Below are 22,619 nucleotides of genomic sequence, written 5' to 3' on the forward strand. Positions count from 1 at the left end.
TCTTCAATCGTGATATGGTCGTAGCGCGATCCCATGTGAAAAATCTCCGTGGACGTAAGTCCATAAAAACCCTCACAAATCGCACTTCAAAATAGAATCCGCCCGGCTACAGACGCGCCTCGTATAATATATCTTATCGGAAATACGCGAGTGTAAAATAGTAGGCGCATTCATAGTCGCCGCAAACACATACGTTCTCTGAAATTGCGCTGCGCAATATCTAGGCTTTGGCGAAGGCGTCCACATAAGCGGCCTCGACGCCGGCGATCTCGCCCGGCGTCAACGCGGCGAATTCCCGGTCCCGGGCGCGCTGGGACAGTCGCCCATCGTTCTGATCAAGGAACTTATGGAGAAGCTCAAGCTGCGCCATTGGCATGTCGACGATCTGCTGCACGGCCTGGCCGAAGGCGTCGAACGCCTGAAGAAAACCGACCTCTTCGGGCAAGTCGTGCTCGATGGTCTGCTCGACACAGTCGTAGAGGAAGGCCGCATGGGCTGTGGCGTCAAAGTAGCGGTAGAACCGCGCGCTGTCGTTGAGCACCACGACATTGCCGTCGGGCGTGGGGTGCCATTCGATATGAGCCAGCAAAGGCCTGGAATAGGCCTCGAGAACGGTTCGATAGCGCTCGATGTTTCTCAAGATCACCGCGCTGACCGGGAAAACTAGGCCTGGGGGGCTGAAGGCGGCTCGTGCCAGAGCGTGATGGATCAGCCAGCGATGCAGCCGGCCGTTACCGTCGACATAGGGATGGATGTAGACGAAGCCGAAGGCCAGACAAGCTGCGGTCACAATGGGATCCATCCTGCCGCGCGCCGCGCGCTCGGCGAAGGCGACGACACCCTCGATCAGACTGGCAAGATCCTCGTGCCGGGCGCTGATGTGGTCTGGTATGGGCTGGTTGGTGTCGCGGTCATGGACGCCGACGAAGCCACCCTCCTCTCTTAATCCCAACCTCACAAAGCGCGCATCGCCGATGACAATGCGCTGCAAACGGTCAAGTTCGGCTTGGCTGAGCGCCACCATGCCTGCCTGGGCGATGGCCTGGCCCCATCGCGCGGCGCGCTGTCCGGTGGGGCGCTCACCCTCGATAGCGAAGGAGGACTTGGAGTCGTTGAGCAGGAGGAAGGCTGCGGCTCGCGCCATCAGGTCGGGCCGGACCCGGCCCATGGCCGCTCGGGCCCGTTCGTCGAGAGCCTTTTCGCAATAGGCTGCAAGCTCGGGCGCCTTGCGCACGAGCGGGCAGAAGGCGCGTGAGCCGGGCAGGTTGTTGAGGACCTTATGCCTTGGCGAGGGCTCGCCCTCGGCCAGGGCGTATTGCTGATCAGCGTCGAGCACAGGGATCAGGCGGACCTTTCCTGGATCGGGGACGTCCAGTTGGCGTTCGGTCAGCCATTCGTAAAGGAACCACAGGCGTCGGGCGAAGCCGCCAGTCGGCGCGGCCCGGACAAGCGTAGCGATGTCCTCGGGGGGCACAGTCTCGAAGAGGCTCGAAAGGACCTGTAGATCCACGCCTTCGTATCTGAAGGCGAAGGTGAGTTGATCACCCAGGGACCGATCGGGGCGATGCCTTGGCGTCAGCATCAACCACTCCTCGTTCGAGACGGGATGATGCCGGCCGGCGATGGCCGCCATGCGGGGGGGTGATGGAAGGTCCAGCTCGTATCGGGCTATAAGAGCGGCATAGCCCGCAGGCTCGCCGGCTTCCGGCAAAGCTTTGCCGCGAAAGTCGCTCACCACCTGCGCAGGCCATTCACCCATCGGGGACTCCGTGATTCTCGCTCACCAGACCACAATTGAGTTGTGAGAACCGATCACCGCACGCGAAAATCTATCACAAAGTCGCAAAATTGCGAATATCGTTCTCGACCTGCGCTGTGGGCGCGACAGTCGCCGTCCTGAAGCTCAACGGCTAGCGCTACCCTTCCCGTCGCAGCCAGCTGGCTTATCGCAGCCTAGTATAGTTCGGGAGTCGGCAGCTCGCCTCGCGCCTGTTCCTGGGTCCCGGGCCGGTCGACGGCTTGCCAAGCCTCGAACAAGGCCTGCAGGAATGGTGGCCCAACCAAGACGCCCAGCGCCTAGCTGAGGCAGTCTTCGCACGTTTCGACGTTGAACGATTCAAGGATCGCCCCCTTCCCAACCCGCCGACGGAGAGCGTCGATAGTTTGATCGCCAGTGGGGAGGCTTTCGTTCGGGCGTGGCATTTCAGCTGATCCGCCAGTCGAATCGAAGCGCTCTGGCTTCCGGAGGTCAGCGGCGCCCAGAAGCGGAAGCGGCCGCAGCCCCCGGACGCTAACTTGATCTGACTGTGCGTTTTACGACGACGGTCTGGGCGACGATGCGTTGGTTAATCTTCACTTTCCAAGCCAGCTGCTTCTCCGACAGAATACGCTTGCGCACGGTCTGTTTGAGGAAGGTGTATTCCTTCTCGCCGTAGAGATATCCCATGCGCATCGCATGCTCGATCAAGTCGGTGTTCGCATTCGCCGTAGGGTCCTTCGCGATCCGCTTCAGGCCGTCGAACAGATTGCCTGTGTCGATCTGAATGAAGCGATTGATGCAGACGTTGCCGACATAGGTCTCGCGGCCGGTCATCCGATTGCGGATGTAGCAATGCTCCTTGATCTCCTGGCCGCAAGGACAATGGTCCCACTCGTCGCTGATCTCCACGGCGACAAGCCCCCACTCTCGCCTGGCGACGTCGAAGTCCTGGGAGAGCGACAGCGGCAGGACATGGGCCTTGAGCCTCTCGAAGTTATGGCCGTCCATTTCGGCGTCTCCATTGAAGGTCTCGCATCCCACTCGGCGGCGGTGTGCGGACGGGCCCACGCCCTACTTCGACCAGTGCCCGAGAACCCACTCCCAGGCGTTCCGATCATAGTCCCAGCGCCAGTGGGCGCGGATCCATTTGGTTTTCCCCAGGGGGCGGATTGTCCGCATGTTCTGCAGACGATCGACCGGTTTGGGCGGGCGAGGCGGACGGATTCGAGGGGGCTTTACCATGGAGACCTCAGTGCAGGGTGTATTCGCGCCAGGGGATGGCGCTGACGGGGACGCGGGATAGGAAACGGGCGATGTCGGGCCGGCCGAAATAGGTCGCCGCGCCCCGGTGATTCTGCGCCACCAGCACCACTGGCAGACCGGGGAAAGCCGGCTGAAAGCTGCGCGCCACCCGGATGGCTTCCGCGTTGTTATCGAGGATGTGCCGCTTCACCACGACGGTGGCGAAGGCCACCCCTTGTTCGCGAACGATGGTGCCTTCGAAGCGCATGGGGATGCTCCTGATGAACGAAAGGCCGCGTCACGACTGACGCGGCCTTTCGAAGTTCAGCCTTTCGGCGGGTAGGGATCGTTTCCGAAGCTGTCACGCTCGCGGATCTGACCGTTGCGGCCGTGGATCAGCAGTTCGCTCTGTTGATTTTGAGCGATGTTTCGCGCGTAAGAGATCGCTTCGGCCTGCGTCTGATGCACCGTGGTTGCGCGCGCATTGCCCGCGCCACGGACGGCCCAGCCATTGGCGTGGGGGACGACGTGTTGGTTCTTGCCCATTTCCTTCACCTCCTTCCTCGTCCGGGATGAACGTGACGTATGATATAGTTTACGGTGATATCACTTGTCAACCCGGTCTTCCGGCGCGTACGATTCATCTTTACAGCGCTTGCGAGGGACCGAATGTCTTTGGCCAACAAGCTCAAGGATCTGCGGGTCAAAAGCGGGCAATCGCTTCAACAGGTCGCTGACGGTGTCGGCGTGTCCAAGGCTCACATCTGGCAACTCGAACGCGGCGACAGCACAAATCCGAGCCTGGACCTGCTCCGGCGACTGGCCGACCACTACAAAGTGACGGTGGCGTTCCTGTCGGATGAGAGCGAGCCTTCGGAAGAGGCGCCTGCCCTCCAGTTCTATCGGGAGTTTGACGGCAAGCTGGACGAAAAGGCTTGGGCGGCCGTTCGCGCCATGGCCGAGGCACTGAAGAAGCCGTGAGCGAGCTCCTCATGGATTTGGCAGACTGCGGCTCTCCCGAGCGGCTGATCCAGACCATCCTGAGGCATCACCCTGACTGGACGCCGCCCGTTCCGATCGAGGCGCTCGCGGCGGCAGTGAATATTCTTGAGATCAAGGATCTGGACACGACGTCCTTCGAGGGGGCCTTGCTGACCGATCCTGACAAAAGCCAAGGCATCATTCTGTGCAGGCCGGGCGTGCCCGGCGGCCGTCGGCGCTTCACCATCGGTCATGAGTTGGGCCATTTCCTGATCCCCACCCACGTCGGGAACCAGCAGTGTACCCAATCCCATCTCAGCGAGCGCGGGTTCTCCACACCGGCGCAAAGGCGGGAGGCCGAAGCAAACCGTTTCGCGGCGGGCATTCTCATGCCGAAGCCCTGGTTTGAGCGCGACGCGGACGGACTTGGCCTCCCGGAGGCCAGCCATCTCCGCAAGCTAGCAAGGTCCTATGACGTCAGCCTGGAAGCAGCCGCGAACCGGTTCGTCGAGTTGACCTCGACCCCATGCGCCGTCGTATTCTCTTACGATGGCTTGGTCCGGTACGCCCGTTCGCATGTGCGCTTCCCTCGGTTGGCCGTGGAGAGAAAAAGTCGCCTTCCGTCCGACTGCGCCACGAAAGTCAGAGCGAACGCCGGTATCGCAGAGCCGTCCGACTGGATCGAGATGGATGGGACGATCTGGCTTCAGCATGAGTGGGGGCGTCCGTCGCCCCGTGTTCTTGAACAGGTTCTCCGGCAGGCCAACGGTCACGCGGTGACCATGCTGCTCTTGGCCGACGACCCGACCGACGACGAAAATGAAGATGAAGACGACATGGTCGCGCGCTGGAATCCGCGATTCTAGTTCGCGTGCCGGACCGGCAGGCTTGGACGCGGCAACCACTTCGGCCGCCAAGCGCCACAAGCGGACTCTGGCGTCGATGCAGGAACACGACGCTGAATTCCATACCGACAAGGCAGCGCTGAGCGGAATCGCCGCTAAATTGAGCCTGTCCGCTGGATATGTATGAAGGCCGCTAGAGCAGCACTTCGTTTGAAACGACTGGAGGCGCCGTCGGCCTGGGGCGCAGCAGGCGAGCTACCCGCGCCAACAACATCGCGTCGTTGAACGGCTTGGCGAGATAGTCTTTTGCACCTAGAGCGAGGGCTTCGCGAATGTCGTTTGGTGCATTGCGGGCCGTAAGCATCATCACTGGGATATTGGACACGGCCGGGCTCTTCCTGAGATGGCGCAGCACGCCAAAGCCGTCCAGCCGGGGCATGTTGACGTCCAGTACTATAGCGGCGGGCCGGGTGCTGTGGATGCCCTCCAGGGCCTCCCATCCATCGCGACCGAAACTGGTCACGTAGCCGGCCAGGTCAAGCCGCGTGGTCAGAAGTTCCAGCAGGTTGCGGTCGTCTTCCGCGATGAAGATCCGTTTCGTGCGCGCGTTAGGCGGCATTTTCGATATCTCCCTCGAAGGACAGGGTGCGGTTGATCTCCGCGATCAGCGTGCGCGCATCCAGCGGCTTGGCGACCAAGCCGTCGAAGACGTCCACCGGCAAGACGCCGCCCACATCGGCCGAGAAGGCGATGATCGGGACATTGCCGTTGAGCCCGTCCTTGCGAATCTGTCGGGTCGCGGCCTCGCCGCCTATGCCCGGCATGCGCAGGTCCATAAGGATCACGTCGAAGGGCTCACCGGCGGCGAGCTGGACAGCCGTCTCGCCGTCGGGCGCCTCGGCCATTTCAGCGCCGAACGCCCGCAGCACCGCACAGACCAGGTCGCGATTGACCGGGTTGTCGTCAACCACCAGCACCCGGCAACCTTCGGGTATGAACGCCGTCTCGCCATCTACTTCGGTCGCAGCGCGCGAGGTCTTGTCGGCCGGGATCTCAAACCAGAAGCAGGATCCCTGGCCGGCCTGGCTAGAGACGCCGATCCGGCCGCCCATGGCGTCGACCAGGCCCTTGCAGATCGCCAAGCCCAGGCCCGTCCCGCCATGTCGGCGCGTGGAGGACCCGTCGACCTGCGAGAACCGCTTGAACAGCTGGCCCAGACGGTCGGCGGGAATGCCCACGCCGCTGTCGGTGATCGAGACGCGAAGGCGGCGGGTTCTGGCCGTCCACCTGGCGTCCAGCGTCACTCGACCGCGGTCGGTGAACTTCACCGCGTTGCCGATCAGGTTGAGCAGGATCTGGCGGATCCGGTCGGGGGCCAGGGCCAGTCCATCAGGCAGCTTATCTAGGCCGGTCATGACCAGATCCAGGCCCTTTTCCTGGGCCTGGCCCGAGAAGAGGTCCATGGCGTCTTCCAAGACCTGGCGCGGATTGCTGGGGGCGACGATGATCTCGACCTGACCAGCCTCCAGCTTGGAGAAGTCCAGAATGTCATTGACCGTCGATAGCAGCGCCTTGCCGGCGTTGGAGACCCGATCCACGAAGCGGCGGGTGGCGGGCGACAGTTCGGGTTGATCCTCGATCAGGCGCGAGAAGCCCAGCACGGCCGTCAGCGGTGTGCGCAGCTCGTGGCTCATGTTCGACAGGAATTCGGCCTTCACCGCAGCAGCCGCCTCGGCCTCGGCGCGGGCCAGTTCCAGCGCCGCCTCGAGCGCCTTGCGGCCGGTGATGTCCCGCGCGACGTCCTGGATCGCGGCCAGCTTGCCGGTCTCCGCATCGAAAAACAGCTTTGGCTGTCCCTCCAGCCAGACCCAATGACCGTCCTTGTGCCGTCCCCGAAACTGATAGGGCTCGGAGGTCGCGGAGGGCCCCTTGGCGATCAGGTCGCCATAGTACCCTATCATCACCGCCACATCCTCGGGATGGGTCATATCGATGACCCGGCGGCCAATCATCTCCTCGGGCGTATAGCCGAGAATGGGGTGGCATGCTGGCGAGATGAATCGAATATCGCCGGCCGGTCCGAAGGATGTGATCATGTCGCTGGCGCTGTCGGCCATCAGCCGATAGCGGCTTTCACTAGCCGCCAGATCGGCCTGAGCCCGGCGCTCGTCGGTGATGTCGCGGACCGTGCCCATGATGAAGTTCGGGACGCCGTCGGGACCCATATCGATGAACGTGCTGCCAGAAATATAGCGCTCCTCGCCGTCCGGGCGGACGATGCGCGTGGTGACGTTGTAGTCGGCCTCGCCGGTCTTCAGGCGTTCGGCGATCCGGGCCATGGTCCAGGCGCGTTCTTCGGGATGGATACGATCGTTGAAGCTGGCCATGGCCGGCCGCTCGACGCGCTCTAGCCCATAGATTTCGAACATCTTGGGCGACACATCCAGCTCCAGGGCCTTCAGGTCGTATCGCCAGTAGCCGACGCCGCCGATGTCCTCGGCCAGCCGCGCCCGCTGGGCCTGTTCCCGCGCAGTGTCGCGGGCGTCCATCATCTCCAGTTCCAGGGCCTTACGGTCGGTGATGTCGCGTGAGACCGAGACGATTTCCTGCGGCGCGCCGGACTCATCGCGCACCAGCTGCAGGTTGGATTCCACCCAGATGTAGTGACCCGCCTTGTGGCGCGAGCGGTGTTGAAGCGTGCTCTGGTCCAGCCCGCGCGACATCGCCTCGAACACCGCCATCACCTGCTCGCGATCCGCCGGGTGCAGCACCGAGGGCACGGTCAGTCCGATGGTTTCCTCAACGGTGTAGCCGAGCAGTTTCTCGATGGCCGGCGAGATGAAGTGGCCCGCACCTGCAAAATCGTATCGGGTGATGACGTCGCCGGCATGTTGGGTAACCAGTTGATAGCGCTGCTTGCGATCCTTCAGGGTCTCGATGGTCGTGACAGTGTCGGTTATGTCCTGGAACAGCCCAATGATCGCAGACGGCTTGCCATGGTCGTCCAGTTCGCAGACCCCGCGCGAGACGACGTGGCGCATGGCGCCGTCGGCGCGCATCAGCCTCAGCCTGAACTCAAACCCGGCGCTGGTCTCGATAGCATTGGCCAGATGAGACCGGACCATGTCGCGGTCGTCGGGATGATAGAAAGCGATGGCGTCGTCGAGTCCGGGATCGAAGCTCTCGCGATCAACGCCGTGGATCGCGTAAACCCCGTCTGACCAGGTCGGCTTGTTGGTGGCTAGATCCAGCCGCCAGTGGCCAACGCCAGACATGGTCTCGGCGATCTCGAGAAGCCGCTGTTTTTCGCGGGCCTGGCGGTGGGCGCGGGTCAGTTCGAACTCGTCGACCACGATGCGCGCCAGTAGCTGAAGCCGTTCCAGCTCGGCGGGGCTGGGGCGCGGCCTTGGCTTGTCGTCGATGACGCAGAGGGTGCCAAGGTTGTGGCCCTCCTTGGTGGTCAGGGTCGCGCCCGCATAGAAGCGAATGTCCGGCGCCCCGGTGACCAGGGGATTGTTCGCAAAGCGCGGGTCCTGAGTGGCGTCTTCGACCACCATCACGGCGTCGGGACCCATGGCGATGGCGTGGGCGCAGAAGGCCTGATCGCGCGGCGTCTCCGACGCTTCCAGGCCGACCCTGGCCTTGAACCACTGTCGATGCTCGTCGATCAGCGAAACCAGCGAAATCGGTGTCGAAAACAGGTTTCCAGCCAGTCCGGCAAGGCGATCAATCGCGGCGTCAGCCTCTGTGTCCAAGACACTATAGGCCCGCAAGGCTGCCAGCCTTTGCCCCTCGCGATCACCCATCTCGTCTCACCCAATCGTTTGCAAGACCTTAGACGCGAGAGGTGGCAACAGGGTTAACGGATGCGTGCGACAAAGTGACACCCGTTCGGTGACCGATGTTCTTTAAAGACCCCTTTCTCAAAGCCTCCTCCCTCCCCGATCATTTGTCGTCAGCGCGCCATTTACAGACATTGGCATACCTCCAGAAACAGGACGTCGGCTCTCGACCGCGGAGGCCGGCGATTGTCGCATGTCCTACTCCTCCGCGTCCTCCTCGCCCTCCTTAGGCACGGAGGTCGCCCCTCCCGTGGCCTCGAATCGGCGGGCGGCCAGCCACTGCAGGCGCTTGGCCTGGGTCAGCATCACCCGCCGCAAACCGCCTTTGACTTGGCGCTCGGAGATGACCTGAGCGAGCCGAGAGATGATGAGGGCGCGCCGGGCAATGCGAAAATCTGGATGGCCACGCAATTCTAAGACCCGGTCGGAAACGATACGGTCCTCAAAGGCGGGCGGCTCATCGACGGTCAGGGTTCCTGGCGGCGGGTCCTTCTCATTGAGGATCGCCTTGAACTGAGATTCAGCGACGGCCTTATTGGTGATCAGCCGCTCCAGGGCGTCGAGATGAGCGCGGGCCGGCGGCGCTAGGACCTTGTCCTTGGGATTGACGGCTTGAAACTGCGGCAGGGGCCAGACCTTGATCCTCAAGACCTCAAATGGGTCCAAGACCGACATAGCTACCGCGTCGGTGCGTTGGTTGGTCAGGTGGCGGCGGATGCGGGTGCGTAATTGCTCGTTGGTCTGGCCGACATAGATCGGCTCGTCGTCATAGTCGAAGAATGCGTAGACCCCCCACCGATAGTTACCGACCAAGGGGCGCTCGCCGGACGGATCGTGCTCGAAGGGCGTGTCGAGGAAACGCGTTAGGCACGCGCGTAGGTCGTCGGTCTCGAACGGCGGGCGTTTGATAAAGTCGGGGTTGGTCCCGAACAGGGAAGGAGCGGGCTCAGACACGGCGGATCGGCGTCATCTCGGAGGCGTGTTGCGGCAAGCCGGCTCGGCGGACGCTGGTGCGACGGAAGAGACCCTCGCCCTGTTCGGCCAGATCGAAGTCGACATAGTTGACCTCGTCGTCGGTCCCGCCGAAGGCCTGGTGAAAGGCCGCCAGCAACTCCACGGCCTCCAACCTCCGGGCCGGAGCGTGCGGCCGCTCTAGGCACGGGATCTCGCCGGGAAGCACGTAGATACAAGGCGGCGGAGTGGTGAATGGACCCAGAGAGGTCGTTCGAGGCGACTGCGCGAGCGTGGCCAGCTTGGGACAGGGGCGCCCCAACGTCCCGCAGATCCAGTCCCAGATCACCACGCCGTCGACGCGCTGGTTGCGGCTGATCATCTCCGCGCTCAGCCGCGTGTGAATCCCTGACCAGGCGTTGCGGCGCGGGTCCGCGCCGGTGTTGGTACACAGACTCCAGGTGACGAACTCGTCGGCCTCGGGAGGGCGCTCGAAGATGTTGGTGTTGGCGCCGTCCAGACAGCCTTTCAGGTCGATGACGGCGATGCGGCCGCTGTTGAGCTGGACGTAGTAATCGTTGCGGGCTCCGGCCTTGGCGCGATCCCAGTCAGCGATGAACCCGCCGTCCTGCATGTGGTTGAGCACATGCTGAACGAACTCGCGCTTGCCCCGCATGGTGGCGGAAAACTCACCGCGCAGCTTCTCGATCGCGCCGCGTAAGATCGGCGACGCGTAGAAATCGGCTTCGCTAAGTCCGTGATCGCCAAGGGCGTGGGCCTGGGTCTTCAAAGCCTCCGCGAACCGATCGATCTGGGCGCGCAGCCGAGAATCCTGGTCGCAGGGAATGACGCTCACGCAGCGTCCGCCTTGGCCTTAGCGGCCTTACCAAGTAGGGGTTCGAAGATGTGCTCGGCCAAGTGACGCACCACGGGCACGGCCACGCCGTCGCCCGTCAAGTGGTAGGCTTCGTTGTAGTTCCTGGGCAGTTTGTAGTCCTTGTCCAGGCCCATCAGGCTCGCGGTTTCGCGGGCCGAGATCAGGCGGCTGCGGACGTTCTCGCCGTCGACCACGACGATCACCTGGCGGCTGGAGCCGCCGGCAGGAGTGCGCAGGCAGCCGGCGACATCGTCGAAGCGGATCTCGGCGCGCTGGACCTTGGCGCCCTTCTCGTCGAGCCGTGTGCGCTTGTAGACGCCTCCGACCATCCGCCGGCCCGCGCGCTTAGCGGCGTTGACCTTGTCCAGGTTGATCCGCGACATCATCGCCAGCAGCGCCTTCGTCTCGGCCGGGCTGTGCCAGGAAACGCTGGTGGGCTGGTCCTCGATAAGATCGGCGAAGGTCTGTGTGCGGCGCGGCGGGGTGGGCAGGTTCCACCACACCATGCTCTCGAGCGCCGCGGGATCGACCCGTTCGAAGGCGCGCTGCAGGGCCGAGGTGTGGAAAGGCGCGATGGGGCCCGACGACAGAAGGGCCGGATCGATTTCCACGTCGGCGCGCACGCCGATGACGAACAACCGAGGTCGCGACTGGGGCACGAACAGCTGGGCGTTGATGACCAGAGCCCCGTAGCGATAGCCGGCATCAGCGAAGGTCTTGCAGATAGCCTCGAAGTCGCGGCCTTGGTGGGAGGTCAAGGTTCCGCAGACATTCTCCAGCGCCACCATCTTGGGACCGCGGCCTTCGGCAATCAGCGCGGTGACTATGTCCCAGAACGGATAGAAAGTACCCGAGCGTTCGCCCTTCAGGCCCGCGCCGCCTCCTGCAAGGGACAGGTCCTGACAGGGAAACGATCCCCACACTAGGTCGGCCTGCCCGGGAAGTTGGCTGGTTTCGACCTTGCGCACGTCGCCGACATGCAGCTCGCCGCCCGTGCCCCAGTTGTCCTGGTAGGTTAGGCCCTTCTTGAAATCGAAGTCGTTGGCGAACAGGCAGGTCCAGCCCGGACCCAGGCCCGCGCGGGCCATGCCCGCGCCCGCGAAGAATTCGTAGAACCTACCCATTGCGGCGTCGACCCTCCCCAAGGGCGCGGTCCGCGCGATCCCGGGCCAGTTTTTCCTCGACTGCTTCGGTTACCCAAGTGTTACGAGAGACATGGCCAGAACGGGCCAGACGGGATTCGTCGATCGCTGCGAAGGTGTCGGCCGAGAGCCGCAGGTTGATGCGGTCCAGCGCCCGGATGCTTGGGATTTTCGAATCGTCGTTCATGGCGCCACACTGGCGCCATCGCGGCGCCTCGTCGAGTGTTTCTATTTTGTTCTTCTTCGGCGCGTGGTCAAGACCAGGCTGAGAGGTGGGATGGCACCCCAGAAGTTCTATGATCGGGCGATCGTACGGCGAGTGGATATCGCGCGTCTGCGCCCAATCAGTGACGCAGAAGCCGACGCCGGCGAGGATATAGGTCTTGAGGGCAACCAACAGTATCGCGACCTGCGCGGGATAAGCTGGGATTTTGTCGCCGAGGCGCTCAAGCGCGAGCAGGCGCTGTTCGAACGCTTCGCCGAGGCGGCTGACCTGGAGCACGAGGCCCGACGCTACGCCGAGGAACTCGACGACGCCGTCTTTCCTGAGGAAGACCTGTGGGGCCTGGACGTCGGCGTCATCGGTGCGGTGATGGCCCTGTCAGCCCTGGGCGTTTTGACTGTCAACAGCTGTAACGCCGGTGGTTTTGGCGGCGTTCATGTCGAACGCTTTCCCCTGGTGGCCATGTCGCTGCCTGCGGAGCTGGCCGGCGAGGTTTTGGCGATCGCCGAGAGCGCAGATGTCGGATTGGACATGATCGAGGGTGGATTGGTTCTGCTCTATGGCCAAACCGACTACGACCTTCACCGGTTCGGCCAGGCGGCGCTGGCCCGGCATCTTTCCGTCCGAGCGGCTGATGAGAACCGGAGCGCGGACATTCGATCTCGATGAGGACGAGGGCCTGAAGTCCGACCATCGGTGGAGTAGTACCATTGGCGGAGCTTGGGAAACCTCTAGAAGCGGCACGTGCGCCCCTCGGACCCTCAGCGCACCAACTGGGTTCAGGCCATTGCGCGCCCCGTTCACTACTTGTTCGGAACCAGCTTGACCACAACAACCTAGTGGCGAAAGTTATTTCGCTGATCGCTTCCGGTTTTTTCGACGTGGGCTCGCTCCACGTCTGAACCGCGTCGAAGAGGCTGTTGAGGAACGATAATGGACGAAGAAGAAGGACCGGATCCCGGCGATATCGCCGGCTGGCGACAAGTAGTCGACCGCCAAGAGCTTTCTAAAATTCCGGGCCATCGCCTTGTGATGGCCGCCCAGAAGATTGGGTCTTCAGGCGGCCGACGCACTATCAACGCCCTCATGAGCGAGATCTCCGACCGCATCATGCGCATCCTGCGCAAGCGTATCGGCCGTAACCACCGCAACGAGGGGTGGGACATGATCGAGGAGGCGCATGGCAAACTGATCGACGCGGTGCTGCTGCCCAAGTCGGCTGACGGCACTGCGATGCGCACTGCGTTCGTCGCGACCATCAGGTTTCGTGCCGCCGACGCGATCCGGCGGGAGGAGCTCCACTCTGACCGCTACGTCCACGTGGAGGAGCAGCAGCCATCTGCAGGTGGCCAGAAGGAATTGTCCTCGCCGACCGAAGAGCAGGCCCATGTTGAAAGCGTGCTCAAGCGGATCGCTGATCCGCGTAGACGCCTCGCCTTTCGCCTTCACATGGATGGCGTGCCACGCAACTCCATCAAGGTCGAATCCATCGCCTCAGCGCTCGGTGTGAGCGCCAAGACGGCGGAAGAGTGGGTCAAGGAAACAGAGGAACAGGTTAAAGCCATTCTTGGAGCTAAGGCATGACGGACCAAACCAAGGCCATGAGGCGGGACGAGGTCCTGTTCGCATTCCACCGGGAATGCGCCACCCCGACCCTGGATCAGATCATCGACTGGACGCGGCGTTACCCCGAGTTCGCGGACGATATTCGCGCGCATGCAGGGATCATGCGTGATTGGGCGGCGGACGACGAAGCTGATGAGGAAGCGGTCGACGAACTGATGATGAACCGCGCCCGGAGTCGTGCGCTCAACGCCATCTACAAGGCTCAGGCGGCCGAACAGGCCGACACTCAAGTTGCGCCGGAAACGACGTTCGATCAATTGCTGTCCGCCGTGGGTTTGGACACGCGGCAGCTCAGCCGCGCTCTCGATGTGGGTCGCGACGTCCTTGCGGACCTTTTTCGTGGGCGCATGTCGCCTCCGGTTGGGCCGCGGTTGGTAAAGGCGCTGCTAGGCCAGCTTCAAGCGACCCATGCGCAGTTCGAATGTGCGCTTGCCTATTCGCAGGCTCATCCCTCCATGGGCCATGCAAAGGCGTCGCAGCAGCCCACGGTCATAAAATGCAGCTACGAGGAGAGCGTGCAACGAAGCAGCATGTCGCCGGAACGCAAATCCTACTGGCTTGAGGAGGACTAGCCATGGACGCTTGGCGTGACATTCGGCTGAAGGCCCGCGCTTGCCATGTAAAGGCGCTGGTTGTGTCCCACGGCGACCGTCGCGGTCGCGCTCTTGTCAATGCCGCGTTGAGGGACGCAGATCTGGAGCTACGTTACTGCCAGCCCGGTGAAGTCTTCGGCGTTGGTGTCCACGGGTCTTTCGAGCGGGCGGACGGGCTCGTCTATGTCGTCACCGGCCAGGCTCCAAAGGAAGAGGTGGTCGTGATAGCTCACGAGATCGGCCACTCGGAACTCCACCACGATCCAAGCAACGAAGTGCGAAACCTCCAGTCTCACCTTGGGGGGGACGTGATCGACAGCGGCGCGGGCGTGGTCGAGGGCTATTCGCCGCGCGAGCGCAAGGAGGTGCAGGCGGATATCTTCGCCGGAGAGTTCCTGTGCCCTGCGGACTGGCTACGCACCGAACTAGTGGAGAAGGCCCGGCGCCCATCAGAAGTCGCTGAAGAATTGGGCCTTCCAAACGGGCTTGTCCTGAACCAAGCCATCCGAGCCTTGCTGTTGCCCCCCCTCCGCGAACCGGATGCTCGAGGTCCAGAAGTGCTGATCGAACTCGATGAAAGCCAGAAACACGCGGCGACGTGGAACGGGGGTCCTCTCCTAGTCGACGCAGGACCGGGGACGGGCAAAACCCGTACGCTCGTGCACCGCATCGGGCATGTCCTTGGCCAGGGAGCTCTTTCAGGTTCGATCCTTGCGCTCACCTTCTCGAAGAAAGCTGCTGAAGAGATGCGTGAGCGGCTTTCCGACTCCCATCAGGATGCCGCGATCGAGATGTGGGTAGGAACATTCCACGGCTTTGGCCTGGAGATGGTAACCAAATGGCCTGGACGCCTTGGGCGCACGGCCGACGTCAAAATTCTCGATCAGACCGCGCAGCTCGCACTTCTCGAAGCAAACCTGTCGCGCCTTCCGCTGCGCCACTATCAGAACCTGTTCGAGCCCGCCTATGAGCTGGTCTACGTCCTGCAAGCTATCTCTCGCTGTAAGGATGAGCTTATCTCGCCAGAGGATTATCTGAGCGAGGCGAAGGCCGCCCTTGCCTGCGCGACACCTGACGAGGTCGAGGCTGCGGAGAAGGCCGTCGAAGTCGGGGAGATCTACAAGATCTACCAAGACGTGTTGCGCGAGGCGGACGCCGTTGATTTCGGCGATCTCATCATGCTGCCGGCGCAGTTGATGGCGGCCCACGAAGATATCCGCGCAGAGTTCCAGCAGCGTTTCCAGCACATTCTGGTCGACGAGTATCAGGACGTGAACTTCGCTAGCGCCCGCCTTCTCCAATTGCTGGCCGGCGGCTGTCACGACGTGTGGGTGGTGGGGGATCAGCGTCAGTCCATCTACAGATTCCGTGGGGCGTCGCCTGCTAACGTCGAGCGCTTCCAGACTGATTTCAGCGGTTCGAAGCTATCGCTTACCAGCAACTACCGCTCAGGCGCACCGGTGGTGCGCGCGTTCTCGGAGTTCTCGCGCCACATGGCGGCCGACCCTGGAGCGGCGGCGAACTGGGATGCGTTCCGTGGTGAACTTGGCAAAGTGTCGCTCACCGTGGCAGGCACGGTCGCGGAAGAGGCCGCCGCCATCCGCGATCAGATCGAAGCCCTCCGTGCGAGCGGCGTCGCATACCGCGATCAGGCGATCCTTGCGCGCAGCCACCTCACGCTCTCGCGCATCACCGATGTGCTGGAGCAGCTCGGCGTTCCTCTCCTTTATCTGGGGGACCTGTTCGAACGAGACGACGTGCGGGATCTGCTCTCACTTGTCGCCATCGACGCGGAGTTCGGCGGCATCGGGCTGGTCCGTGTCGCACAACTGTCGGAGTACGCGGCGTCCAAGGATGACGCTCTTGCGGTCATTCGCTGGTCCGAGGACCAAGGCCATACCGTATATGAAGCCCTCGCTAGATTAAACGAGATTGAGAGCCTGAGCGAGAAGGGCCGCGCAGGTCTAGGCAAGCTGGCGGAGCATCTTACCGGCATGGGTCCGACCACTTCGCCATGGGTGCTGCTCACGACGTGGCTGTTCGAACGCAGCAACTATCTTCGGCCCTTGCTGGAGAGTCCGGACTCGCAGGCGCAGCAAAAGCTGATCGCGATCTATCAGCTACTCAAAGTGTGCAGCGAGCAACACGACGTTGAGGGACGCGCGGATCTGCGCGACCCGGGCCGCAAGGCCTTCCTCGAACGCATCCGCCGCATTGAAGCGCTAAGTCAGGACAGCCGGTATCGAGCTGTTGTCTCCGAAGCTGCGGATTTCGACGCAGTGCGGGTGATGACGATCCATGGCAGCAAGGGATTGGAGTTCCGCGGGGTACATCTGCCGGCGCTTGCAACCCGCTACATGCCGACCAATCGCCAATGGGCACGCTGCCCATCGCCGGCGACGCTCAGCAAGCTCACCATGCAGAAGGAAGACCACGACGCGGAAGAGGAATGCCTGTTTTTCGTAGGCCTATCGCGTGCGCGCGACCATCTCTGCCTGACCCGGGCCGAGCGCTACACCCAGGTCAACGCCAGCGCGTCGAAGTTTCTCGATACCGTATCGCGCCATCTCGAGGTGAAGCGGTTCAATGGTCCGGCGCCGGCCCTCAAGGCGACGCGGATCTGGTCGCCCCTTCCGCCGCGCGATGGCTATGACGAGCGCGAACTCGATGTCTATCTGAGGTGTCCGGCGCGCTATCGGTATGAGGTACTGGATGGGCTGCGCGGTGGGCGGGACTCGTCCGCCTATCTGCGGTTCCATCGCTGCGTCCACCGAACAATGGGATGGCTTGAGCAACAGGTTGAGAACGGGCAGCCGGCGAGCCCCGCCCAGGCCTTGCAGGAACTCGCTCGACAATGGGAAGAGCATGGCCCTGGTGGCCACGGGTTCGAGGGCTACTACCGCTCGGCGGCGGAGACGATGGTGGTATCCATCGCCCGCTTGATCGCCTCCGAAACTGGAACCTATGATCGAGAGTCGTGGCCGGTGCAGGTCGGCAGCAAGACGATCACCTATACCCCTGACCGGGTCGTCATCGCGCCAGATGGTCGGGTGCGCGTCCAGCGTATCCGCACGGGTCGCAAGACGAAGTCCGAACCGGAAAACCGAGTTTATGCGCTAATCCGAAAAGGAGCCACCCAGCGGTATCCGGGCCGCACTGTCTCGGTGGAAGCCTATTATCCGGCTACGGACGAGTCGTTCGCAATGGTCGCCAAGAATGACGACAAACTGCTTCGCGAATATGCCGATGCGATCACTGCCATCGAGCGTGGTGAGTTCGCGGCGGTCCCAGAGGCGCGACAGTGCCCGAACTGCCAGTGCTACTTCATCTGCGGCGTGTGAGCCGCGCGCGAGCCCTGCTTCCGGTTTTTCCTCAGTGACTTCGCTCCTTTCACAGGACGCCATTCAGGCGCCGGAAAGGATCAATTATGACCACCATTGTTTTCATCCAGGTCCACGAGCGGGACGGCCTCATCGAGGCCGAACTGCCCCCCGACGCGACCCACGAGCATCTGCACGATGTGATCGCAGCGCTCGGGATCGAACTCGACGATGACACCTTCATCTTCATCGACGAGGCGGAAAAGCCGCTGGTGCACAAGCACCACGAGCCCCTGCCGCCCATCAAGCGCGGCTGCCGCATCCACGTCAGCAAGTGCCGCAAGGTCAAGGTGACGGCGCACTACCTCGAGAAGACCGAGGAGCGCACCTTCACGCCGGGCGCGCGGGTCAAAAAGGTCAAGGCCTGGGCGGTCGAGACGTTCAAGCTCGACCGCCACGACGCCGCTGAGCACGTGCTCCAGCTCTGCAACTCGACGGACCGGCCGGCGACCGATACGCCGCTGCACGAGCTGACTAAGGCCCCGGTCTGCTCGGTGTGCTTCGACCTCGTCCCCGAAAAGCGCGTCGAGGGCTAGATGAACGTCGCGGTCTCCCCGGCCCGGCTGCTCCTCGAACAAGACCTCGCCGCACCGGAGTTCCGGTGTGGCGAGATCGAGGGTCGCTGGAGGCATGTGTCCACCACGTGGCCGCATGTGATCATCACTGTCAGTGCCGACGCGCGGCCTGGCGCGCCCGACGAGTACGGGTTTCGCTTCGAGTGTTCCGGCTATCGCCAGAACCCTGCGACGGCTCAGCCCTGGGACGTCATGGCCAACCGACCACTGCCGTTCGGCCAGTGGCCAACGGGTAGAACGATCCTTCCGTCCATCTTCCGGCCCGATTGGAAGAGCGGCCAGTGCCTGTACCTGCCCTGCGATCGCTTCTCCATCGAAGGCCACGACAACTGGCGCAACGAACACCCTAGCCGGCTCTGGCAGCCGCGCCGCGGGATCATCTGTTATCTGGAGCAGCTCTATGACCTTTTCTATCAAAGCGACTATTCGGGCGTTCGTGGCGCCTGATCACCGTGTGAGCTGCCCGCGGCGGCTGTGGGATACGGTGACGCATGAGCTCGACCGCAGGGGAGAGAGAGCCCATGAAGCAGGAGCCTTCCTGCTGGGCCACGCCAACGGCGAACGCCGGGAAGTGACCGATGTCGTCTTCTACGATGACCTCGACCCGCAGGCGTACTCGACCGGCGTCTGCGTCCTGTACGCCCCAGCCTTCGCCAAGCTCTGGTCGCTCTGCCGCGAGCGCAAGCTCACCGTGGTGGCTGATGTTCACACACATGGCGGACACGCGATCCAGAGCGAAGCGGATCGCACCAACCCGATGGTGGCGCGCGCCGGCCACGTCGGCTTGATCCTGCCCGATTTCGCGGTCGCGCCGATCCGCTGGGATCAAGTGGGCATCTACGAATACCGAGGCGACCACCAATGGCACGACCGCTCGCCACGGGTGCGCCGTGGCTTCTTTTACACCGGCCTATGGAGCTGACATGACCGACCCGCTTCACACCTCCCTGCACCGCACCGCCAAGTATTTCATGGATAGCGGGCGCGTGCAGACGATCGAGGAGGCTATGGATCTCCTGAATTCCTTCGGTCTCACCATCGCTGTCGGCCCTGAAGTCCAGACGAGCCCGGCGGCGCAGATTGCTCTGCTCACCCTGGTAAACCTGGCGCGCCGCACATTCTTGGCTGGCGTCGAGATCGTTGGTCTGACCGATGCACCGGTCCTCACCCGGCTCGCACTGGAAGCCAGCCTGGTCGATGCGGTCACAAACCTTGGTGGGCGTATCGCGTCACATGCTCAACCCGACTGGCCGGTGGCGATCATTGGCTCAGTCCAGATGCAGACGCCTCAGGCGTGCGCGTGGCGCGTAACCTGGCAGGGCTGGCGCGCTGGCGTCGTCCCCGTCCGCGATGGTTGGGCGATGAATGATGACGCGGTCATGTCGCTAGCTCCCGCCCTGGCGGCCGCAATCTGCGCGGCCGAGGTGTTCACACTGCATGCCGCCGATCACCCGCTAGCCGGCAAGCGAGCTTCGGGTCTATCGCTCTGGCGTCCGGAATCCGACTGGACCGAAGTTGATGAAACGGAGCCGGTTCTGGCGTTCCTTCCCTCCCGCCTGTGGCTCATCGGCCTTGGCAATCTCGGTCAGGCCTATTCCTGGCTCCTGGCGTGCCTGCCCTACCCGGTCAGCGGCCTGGAACTGGTGCTGCAGGATTTCGACCGCCTGGCCCTTTCCAACGACAGCACCTCCGTTCTCACCAGCCTGGACGTCCTTGGTCGGAAGAAGACGCGATGGGCGGCGGAGTGGTTGGAGGCGCGGGGCTTCACGACCAACGTTGAAGAGCGGCGGTTTGGCGCTTGGACGCGGCGTCAGACCGATGAACCCGCCGTGGCGTTGTGTGGGGTGGACAACGCGATCGCCCGCGCCGCACTGGAAGATGCGGGGTTCGAGCTAGTCATTGAAGCCGGGTTGGGCGCTGGCCCACAGAGTTTCCGTAGCTTCGCGATGCACACCTTTCCCGGCCCGAGTCGCGCAAGTGACCTATGGCCAACGACACTTTCGTCGGAAGGGCCGGACGTGTCGCACATGCCGGCCTACATAGACCTCAAAGAGAAGGGGGTCGACGCTTGCGGTCTAGCTCAGCTGGCGTCTCGAACTGTGGGTGTTCCATTTGTGGGCCTTGTGGCCGCATCGCTTGCGATCTCAGAGCTCGTCCGTCGGCTCAATGGCGGAGTCGCTTATGAAGTGATCGCCGGTTCGGTCACGTGCTTCGACGATATAGAGGCATGCGGCGGCACCTCCAAAGTTTACGAGTTTGGTTTCAGTCCGGTTCTCGAAGTCAATGCGGCTAGCCACACTGATGAAGATTCAAGCTTTGCCAATGAGTCAGCCCGTTCTGGCCCGGGACTTTCACCCATTAGCCCCGAAGTAGACGTTTCCAGCCTCAGCTAATGGGATGAACCAGCCGGGCCGCTGCCGCTCAAGACGCCGTGCGGAAAGCGGACCTTCCCAAGGTCACCGAAGAGTCAGACCTTGCCCTCTCCGGCGAGCGAATAGCTCGTACTACGCCCGCCAGCGGCGTCCTTCGCCAGAACGCCGCGCTTGACCAGGTCGTCGATGTCACGGCCAGCGGTGTCCTGGGAGCACTTGGCGATCAGCGCCCATTTTGAAGAGGTCAACTTGCCCTCGAACCCAGCGAGAAGACGCTGAAGCATGATCCGCTGACGCTCATTGAACGCTTCTCCGGCATGCCGCTCCCAGAAGCACGCCGCGGCGAGCACCACGGCCAATGTCACCTCGGCGCCGTCGAACGAGCGCTCCAAACAACCCAGGAACCAGCCGAGCCAGCCGGTGACATCCGTGTCGCCCTTCTGCGTGGTCTCCAGGACGTCGTAGTAGGCTTTGCGCTCAATCCGAATCTGGGAAGACATGCTGTAGAAGCGCTGGGAGCTGCCATCCGATCGCGCCAGCGCCATGTCGGCGATCGCCCGGGCGATACGACCGTTGCCGTCTTCAAACGGGTGGATGGTGACAAACCACAGGTGCGCCAGCGCCGCCTTGATCACTGGATCATCAACGGCGTCCCCATTGAACCAAGTGAGAAAGGCCTCCATCTCGGCCGCCAGCCGCTTGGCCGGCGGCGCCTCAAAGTGAACCCGCTCCCGGCCGATGGCTCCAGAGATGACCTGCATCGGCCCAGCCCCCTCCCCTCGCCAGACGCCGACCGTGATCCTGCTCAACCCGCTGTAACCCGTGGGGAAGAGACCCGCGTGCCAGGCAAAGAGCCGCTCCTGTGACAACGGCGCCTGGAAGCCTTGCGTGGCGTCGAGCATCATCTCAACCACGCCATCGACGTGACGATCGGCCGGCTTTAGCGCGCCGATGTCGATGCCCAGCCGGCGTGCAATGGATGACCGGACCTGCTCCTTGTCCAGAACCTCGCCTTCGATTTCACTGGACTTAAGGACGTCCTCGGTGAGGGTGCGCAACGAGGCCTCTTCGCGCAAGGAAAAGCCCAGCCCCTCCATGCGGCCGAGCAGACGACCCTGGCGGTGGCGTACATGGGCGAGCTGACCGGCCAAGGCTGCCCTGTCCCACCGAAGGTTAGGCCAACCTTCGCGTTCGTAGATATATAGGGCCATCAGCTTGTCCTCAGAACCAATTGTGACGGGAGCCCGTTCGGTCCGCAAGGATATTCTCCGCATACTTTGCGGATTATGTGGGCGCTATTCTCCGCAAGCGGTCCCGCGTGGCCAAGGCGACCTGACCTATTGGCCGCCTGCAGTCCTCTAACCCCGACTCCGTCTGCTTTCGACAGAGACGGAAAGCTACCGCCGACCAAACTCGTATGCGTCCATCAGCTTCACCAGCACGTCGCTGACGGTCTCACCGCGGTGCTGGTAACAGATATCGCTGAAACGCGCCTTAGCATCATCGGTCAGCCGCATAGTCAACATCGTCTTGGCGCCAGCGCCCTGGTCATCCCGGGGCTCCGCTCGCTCGGCCGGCGCGTCCATCACCCAGTCCAGCTGTGAAGGCCCGGGCTTGCTCGCAGGGCCCGCGTCCTGAAGCTTCGCGCCCACGACAGAAGCAAGCTCCGCGGCAAAAGCCGCCCCCGATCCTGCGTTCATCTCGCCGTCAAAGTCGGCGGTGATCGTGGTGATGGTGACCTTGGTCTTCGACATGTGATGGTTCCGACGGGACCCGCACAGGCTGCGAGATCCCTGCAAAGGGGTTGCGAGGGTCATCAGCATCCCCGCTTTCGGGGCGCACAGAGGCTAAGCACATGGCGGACCCTCAATGGCCACTTGCCCGATTGCTCCTATTATGGGAGCATTTGACCGCTTGGCTAGCCCTGTCCTGCAAAAAACATCGAGGACGGCGGACATGGCTGGACGAAGCATCGAGCCGTTCCGGGAGATCGGCGGGCGCCTGGCGCTGGTTCGCAAGGCCTACGGCCTCACCCAAAGGCAACTGGCCGAACGGGTCGGTCGGCCAGCCTCCTATATCGCCAAGCTTGAGCTCGCTGAACGCCGGCTCGATGTGATCGACCTGGAGGAGCTCGCCAGGGCCTTGGACCTCGACCCAGGCCTCCTCCTCAGCCGTCTGATGGGCAAAGATCCGATCTAGCCGGCACGAAGC

General features: G+C 62.9%; 22 protein-coding genes. 11 read left to right on the forward strand and 11 right to left on the reverse strand.

The window, feature by feature from the left end; genetic code table 11:
- Positions 1–220: 220 nt before the first annotated feature.
- From E1H18_RS25885 to E1H18_RS25900, 4 genes are all read right to left on the reverse strand, one after another.
- Positions 221–1,759, reverse strand: coding sequence for a Fic family protein (locus E1H18_RS25885; RefSeq protein ID WP_172274933.1), 1,539 nt, complete (start codon positions 1,757–1,759; stop codon positions 221–223).
- 531 nt (positions 1,760–2,290) lie between these two features.
- Positions 2,291–2,767, reverse strand: a complete 477-nt coding sequence (locus tag E1H18_RS25890) for a hypothetical protein (protein WP_172274936.1) — start codon at positions 2,765–2,767, stop codon at positions 2,291–2,293.
- A 241-nt stretch (positions 2,768–3,008) separates the two neighbouring features.
- Positions 3,009–3,269, reverse strand: a complete 261-nt coding sequence (locus E1H18_RS25895) for a hypothetical protein (RefSeq protein ID WP_172274939.1) — start codon at positions 3,267–3,269, stop codon at positions 3,009–3,011.
- A 56-nt stretch (positions 3,270–3,325) separates the two neighbouring features.
- Positions 3,326–3,547, reverse strand: coding sequence for a DUF2188 domain-containing protein (locus E1H18_RS25900; protein WP_172274941.1), 222 nt, complete (start codon positions 3,545–3,547; stop codon positions 3,326–3,328).
- A gap of 123 nt (positions 3,548–3,670) precedes the next feature.
- Between E1H18_RS25900 and E1H18_RS25905 the strand changes: the two genes are divergently transcribed.
- Positions 3,671–3,982 carry a helix-turn-helix domain-containing protein gene (locus E1H18_RS25905; protein WP_172274944.1) on the forward strand — a complete coding sequence of 104 codons (312 nt, stop codon included), beginning with the start codon at positions 3,671–3,673 and terminating at the stop codon, positions 3,980–3,982.
- Between the two features lie 11 nt (positions 3,983–3,993).
- Positions 3,994–4,848, forward strand: a complete 855-nt coding sequence (locus E1H18_RS25910; protein WP_206679140.1) for an ImmA/IrrE family metallo-endopeptidase — start codon at positions 3,994–3,996, stop codon at positions 4,846–4,848.
- Positions 4,849–5,020: 172 nt separating this feature from the next.
- Here the strand turns inward: E1H18_RS25910 and E1H18_RS25915 are convergent, their stop codons facing one another.
- From E1H18_RS25915 to E1H18_RS25935, 5 genes are all read right to left on the reverse strand, one after another.
- Entirely contained in the window at positions 5,021–5,446 is a 426-nt protein-coding gene (locus tag E1H18_RS25915; protein WP_172274950.1) for a response regulator transcription factor, read from the reverse strand.
- Positions 5,436–8,582 carry a PAS domain-containing protein gene (locus E1H18_RS25920; RefSeq protein ID WP_241736224.1) on the reverse strand — a complete coding sequence of 1,049 codons (3,147 nt, stop codon included), beginning with the start codon at positions 8,580–8,582 and terminating at the stop codon, positions 5,436–5,438. The genes E1H18_RS25915 and E1H18_RS25920 overlap by 11 nt, the downstream gene beginning before the upstream one ends.
- A gap of 285 nt (positions 8,583–8,867) precedes the next feature.
- Positions 8,868–9,623 carry a GIY-YIG nuclease family protein gene (locus E1H18_RS25925; protein ID WP_172274955.1) on the reverse strand — a complete coding sequence of 252 codons (756 nt, stop codon included), beginning with the start codon at positions 9,621–9,623 and terminating at the stop codon, positions 8,868–8,870.
- The gene (locus tag E1H18_RS25930; protein WP_172274958.1) at positions 9,616–10,476 is read right to left on the reverse strand and encodes a hypothetical protein; all 861 of its coding nucleotides are present in this window, start codon (positions 10,474–10,476) and stop codon (positions 9,616–9,618) included. Before E1H18_RS25930 ends, E1H18_RS25925 begins: the two co-directional genes overlap by 8 nt.
- Complete coding sequence (locus E1H18_RS25935; RefSeq protein ID WP_172274960.1) at positions 10,473–11,621, reverse strand: DNA cytosine methyltransferase; 1,149 nt, start codon at positions 11,619–11,621, stop codon at positions 10,473–10,475. Before E1H18_RS25935 ends, E1H18_RS25930 begins: the two co-directional genes overlap by 4 nt.
- Before the next feature lie 91 nt (positions 11,622–11,712).
- Here E1H18_RS25935 and E1H18_RS25940 point away from each other — a divergent pair, with 91 nt between their 5' ends.
- From E1H18_RS25940 to E1H18_RS25975, 8 genes are all read left to right on the forward strand, one after another.
- Complete coding sequence (locus tag E1H18_RS25940; protein WP_172274963.1) at positions 11,713–12,531, forward strand: hypothetical protein; 819 nt, start codon at positions 11,713–11,715, stop codon at positions 12,529–12,531.
- 264 nt (positions 12,532–12,795) lie between these two features.
- Positions 12,796–13,446 carry a sigma-70 family RNA polymerase sigma factor gene (locus tag E1H18_RS25945; protein ID WP_172274965.1) on the forward strand — a complete coding sequence of 217 codons (651 nt, stop codon included), beginning with the start codon at positions 12,796–12,798 and terminating at the stop codon, positions 13,444–13,446.
- Positions 13,443–14,060, forward strand: coding sequence for a hypothetical protein (locus E1H18_RS25950; RefSeq protein WP_172274967.1), 618 nt, complete (start codon positions 13,443–13,445; stop codon positions 14,058–14,060). The genes E1H18_RS25945 and E1H18_RS25950 overlap by 4 nt, the downstream gene beginning before the upstream one ends.
- A 2-nt stretch (positions 14,061–14,062) precedes the next feature.
- A complete protein-coding gene (locus E1H18_RS25955; RefSeq protein ID WP_172274969.1) occupies positions 14,063–17,422 on the forward strand; it encodes an ATP-dependent helicase in 3,360 nt (1,119 codons plus the stop codon).
- 86 nt (positions 17,423–17,508) lie between these two features.
- Positions 17,509–17,997: a hypothetical protein gene (locus tag E1H18_RS25960; RefSeq protein ID WP_172274971.1), complete on the forward strand. Its 489-nt coding sequence runs from the start codon at positions 17,509–17,511 to the stop codon at positions 17,995–17,997.
- A complete protein-coding gene (locus E1H18_RS25965; RefSeq protein ID WP_172274973.1) occupies positions 17,998–18,483 on the forward strand; it encodes a hypothetical protein in 486 nt (161 codons plus the stop codon).
- Positions 18,437–18,958: a Mov34/MPN/PAD-1 family protein gene (locus tag E1H18_RS25970; protein ID WP_172274975.1), complete on the forward strand. Its 522-nt coding sequence runs from the start codon at positions 18,437–18,439 to the stop codon at positions 18,956–18,958. Before E1H18_RS25965 ends, E1H18_RS25970 begins: the two co-directional genes overlap by 47 nt.
- Position 18,959: 1 nt before the next feature.
- The gene (locus E1H18_RS25975; protein WP_172274977.1) at positions 18,960–20,429 is read left to right on the forward strand and encodes a thiamine biosynthesis protein ThiF; all 1,470 of its coding nucleotides are present in this window, start codon (positions 18,960–18,962) and stop codon (positions 20,427–20,429) included.
- A 74-nt stretch (positions 20,430–20,503) separates the two neighbouring features.
- Here the strand turns inward: E1H18_RS25975 and E1H18_RS25980 are convergent, their stop codons facing one another.
- Positions 20,504–21,619, reverse strand: a complete 1,116-nt coding sequence (locus E1H18_RS25980; RefSeq protein ID WP_172274979.1) for a Fic family protein — start codon at positions 21,617–21,619, stop codon at positions 20,504–20,506.
- Positions 21,620–21,805: 186 nt separating this feature from the next.
- Positions 21,806–22,162, reverse strand: coding sequence for a hypothetical protein (locus tag E1H18_RS25985; RefSeq protein ID WP_172274981.1), 357 nt, complete (start codon positions 22,160–22,162; stop codon positions 21,806–21,808).
- Positions 22,163–22,364: 202 nt separating this feature from the next.
- Here E1H18_RS25985 and E1H18_RS25990 point away from each other — a divergent pair, with 202 nt between their 5' ends.
- Complete coding sequence (locus E1H18_RS25990) at positions 22,365–22,607, forward strand: helix-turn-helix domain-containing protein (protein WP_172274983.1); 243 nt, start codon at positions 22,365–22,367, stop codon at positions 22,605–22,607.
- Positions 22,608–22,619: the final 12 nt, after the last annotated feature.

It is taken from the genome of Caulobacter sp. RHG1, assembly GCF_013181195.1.
In the GTDB taxonomy this organism is placed as follows: Bacteria; Pseudomonadota; Alphaproteobacteria; order Caulobacterales; family Caulobacteraceae; genus Caulobacter.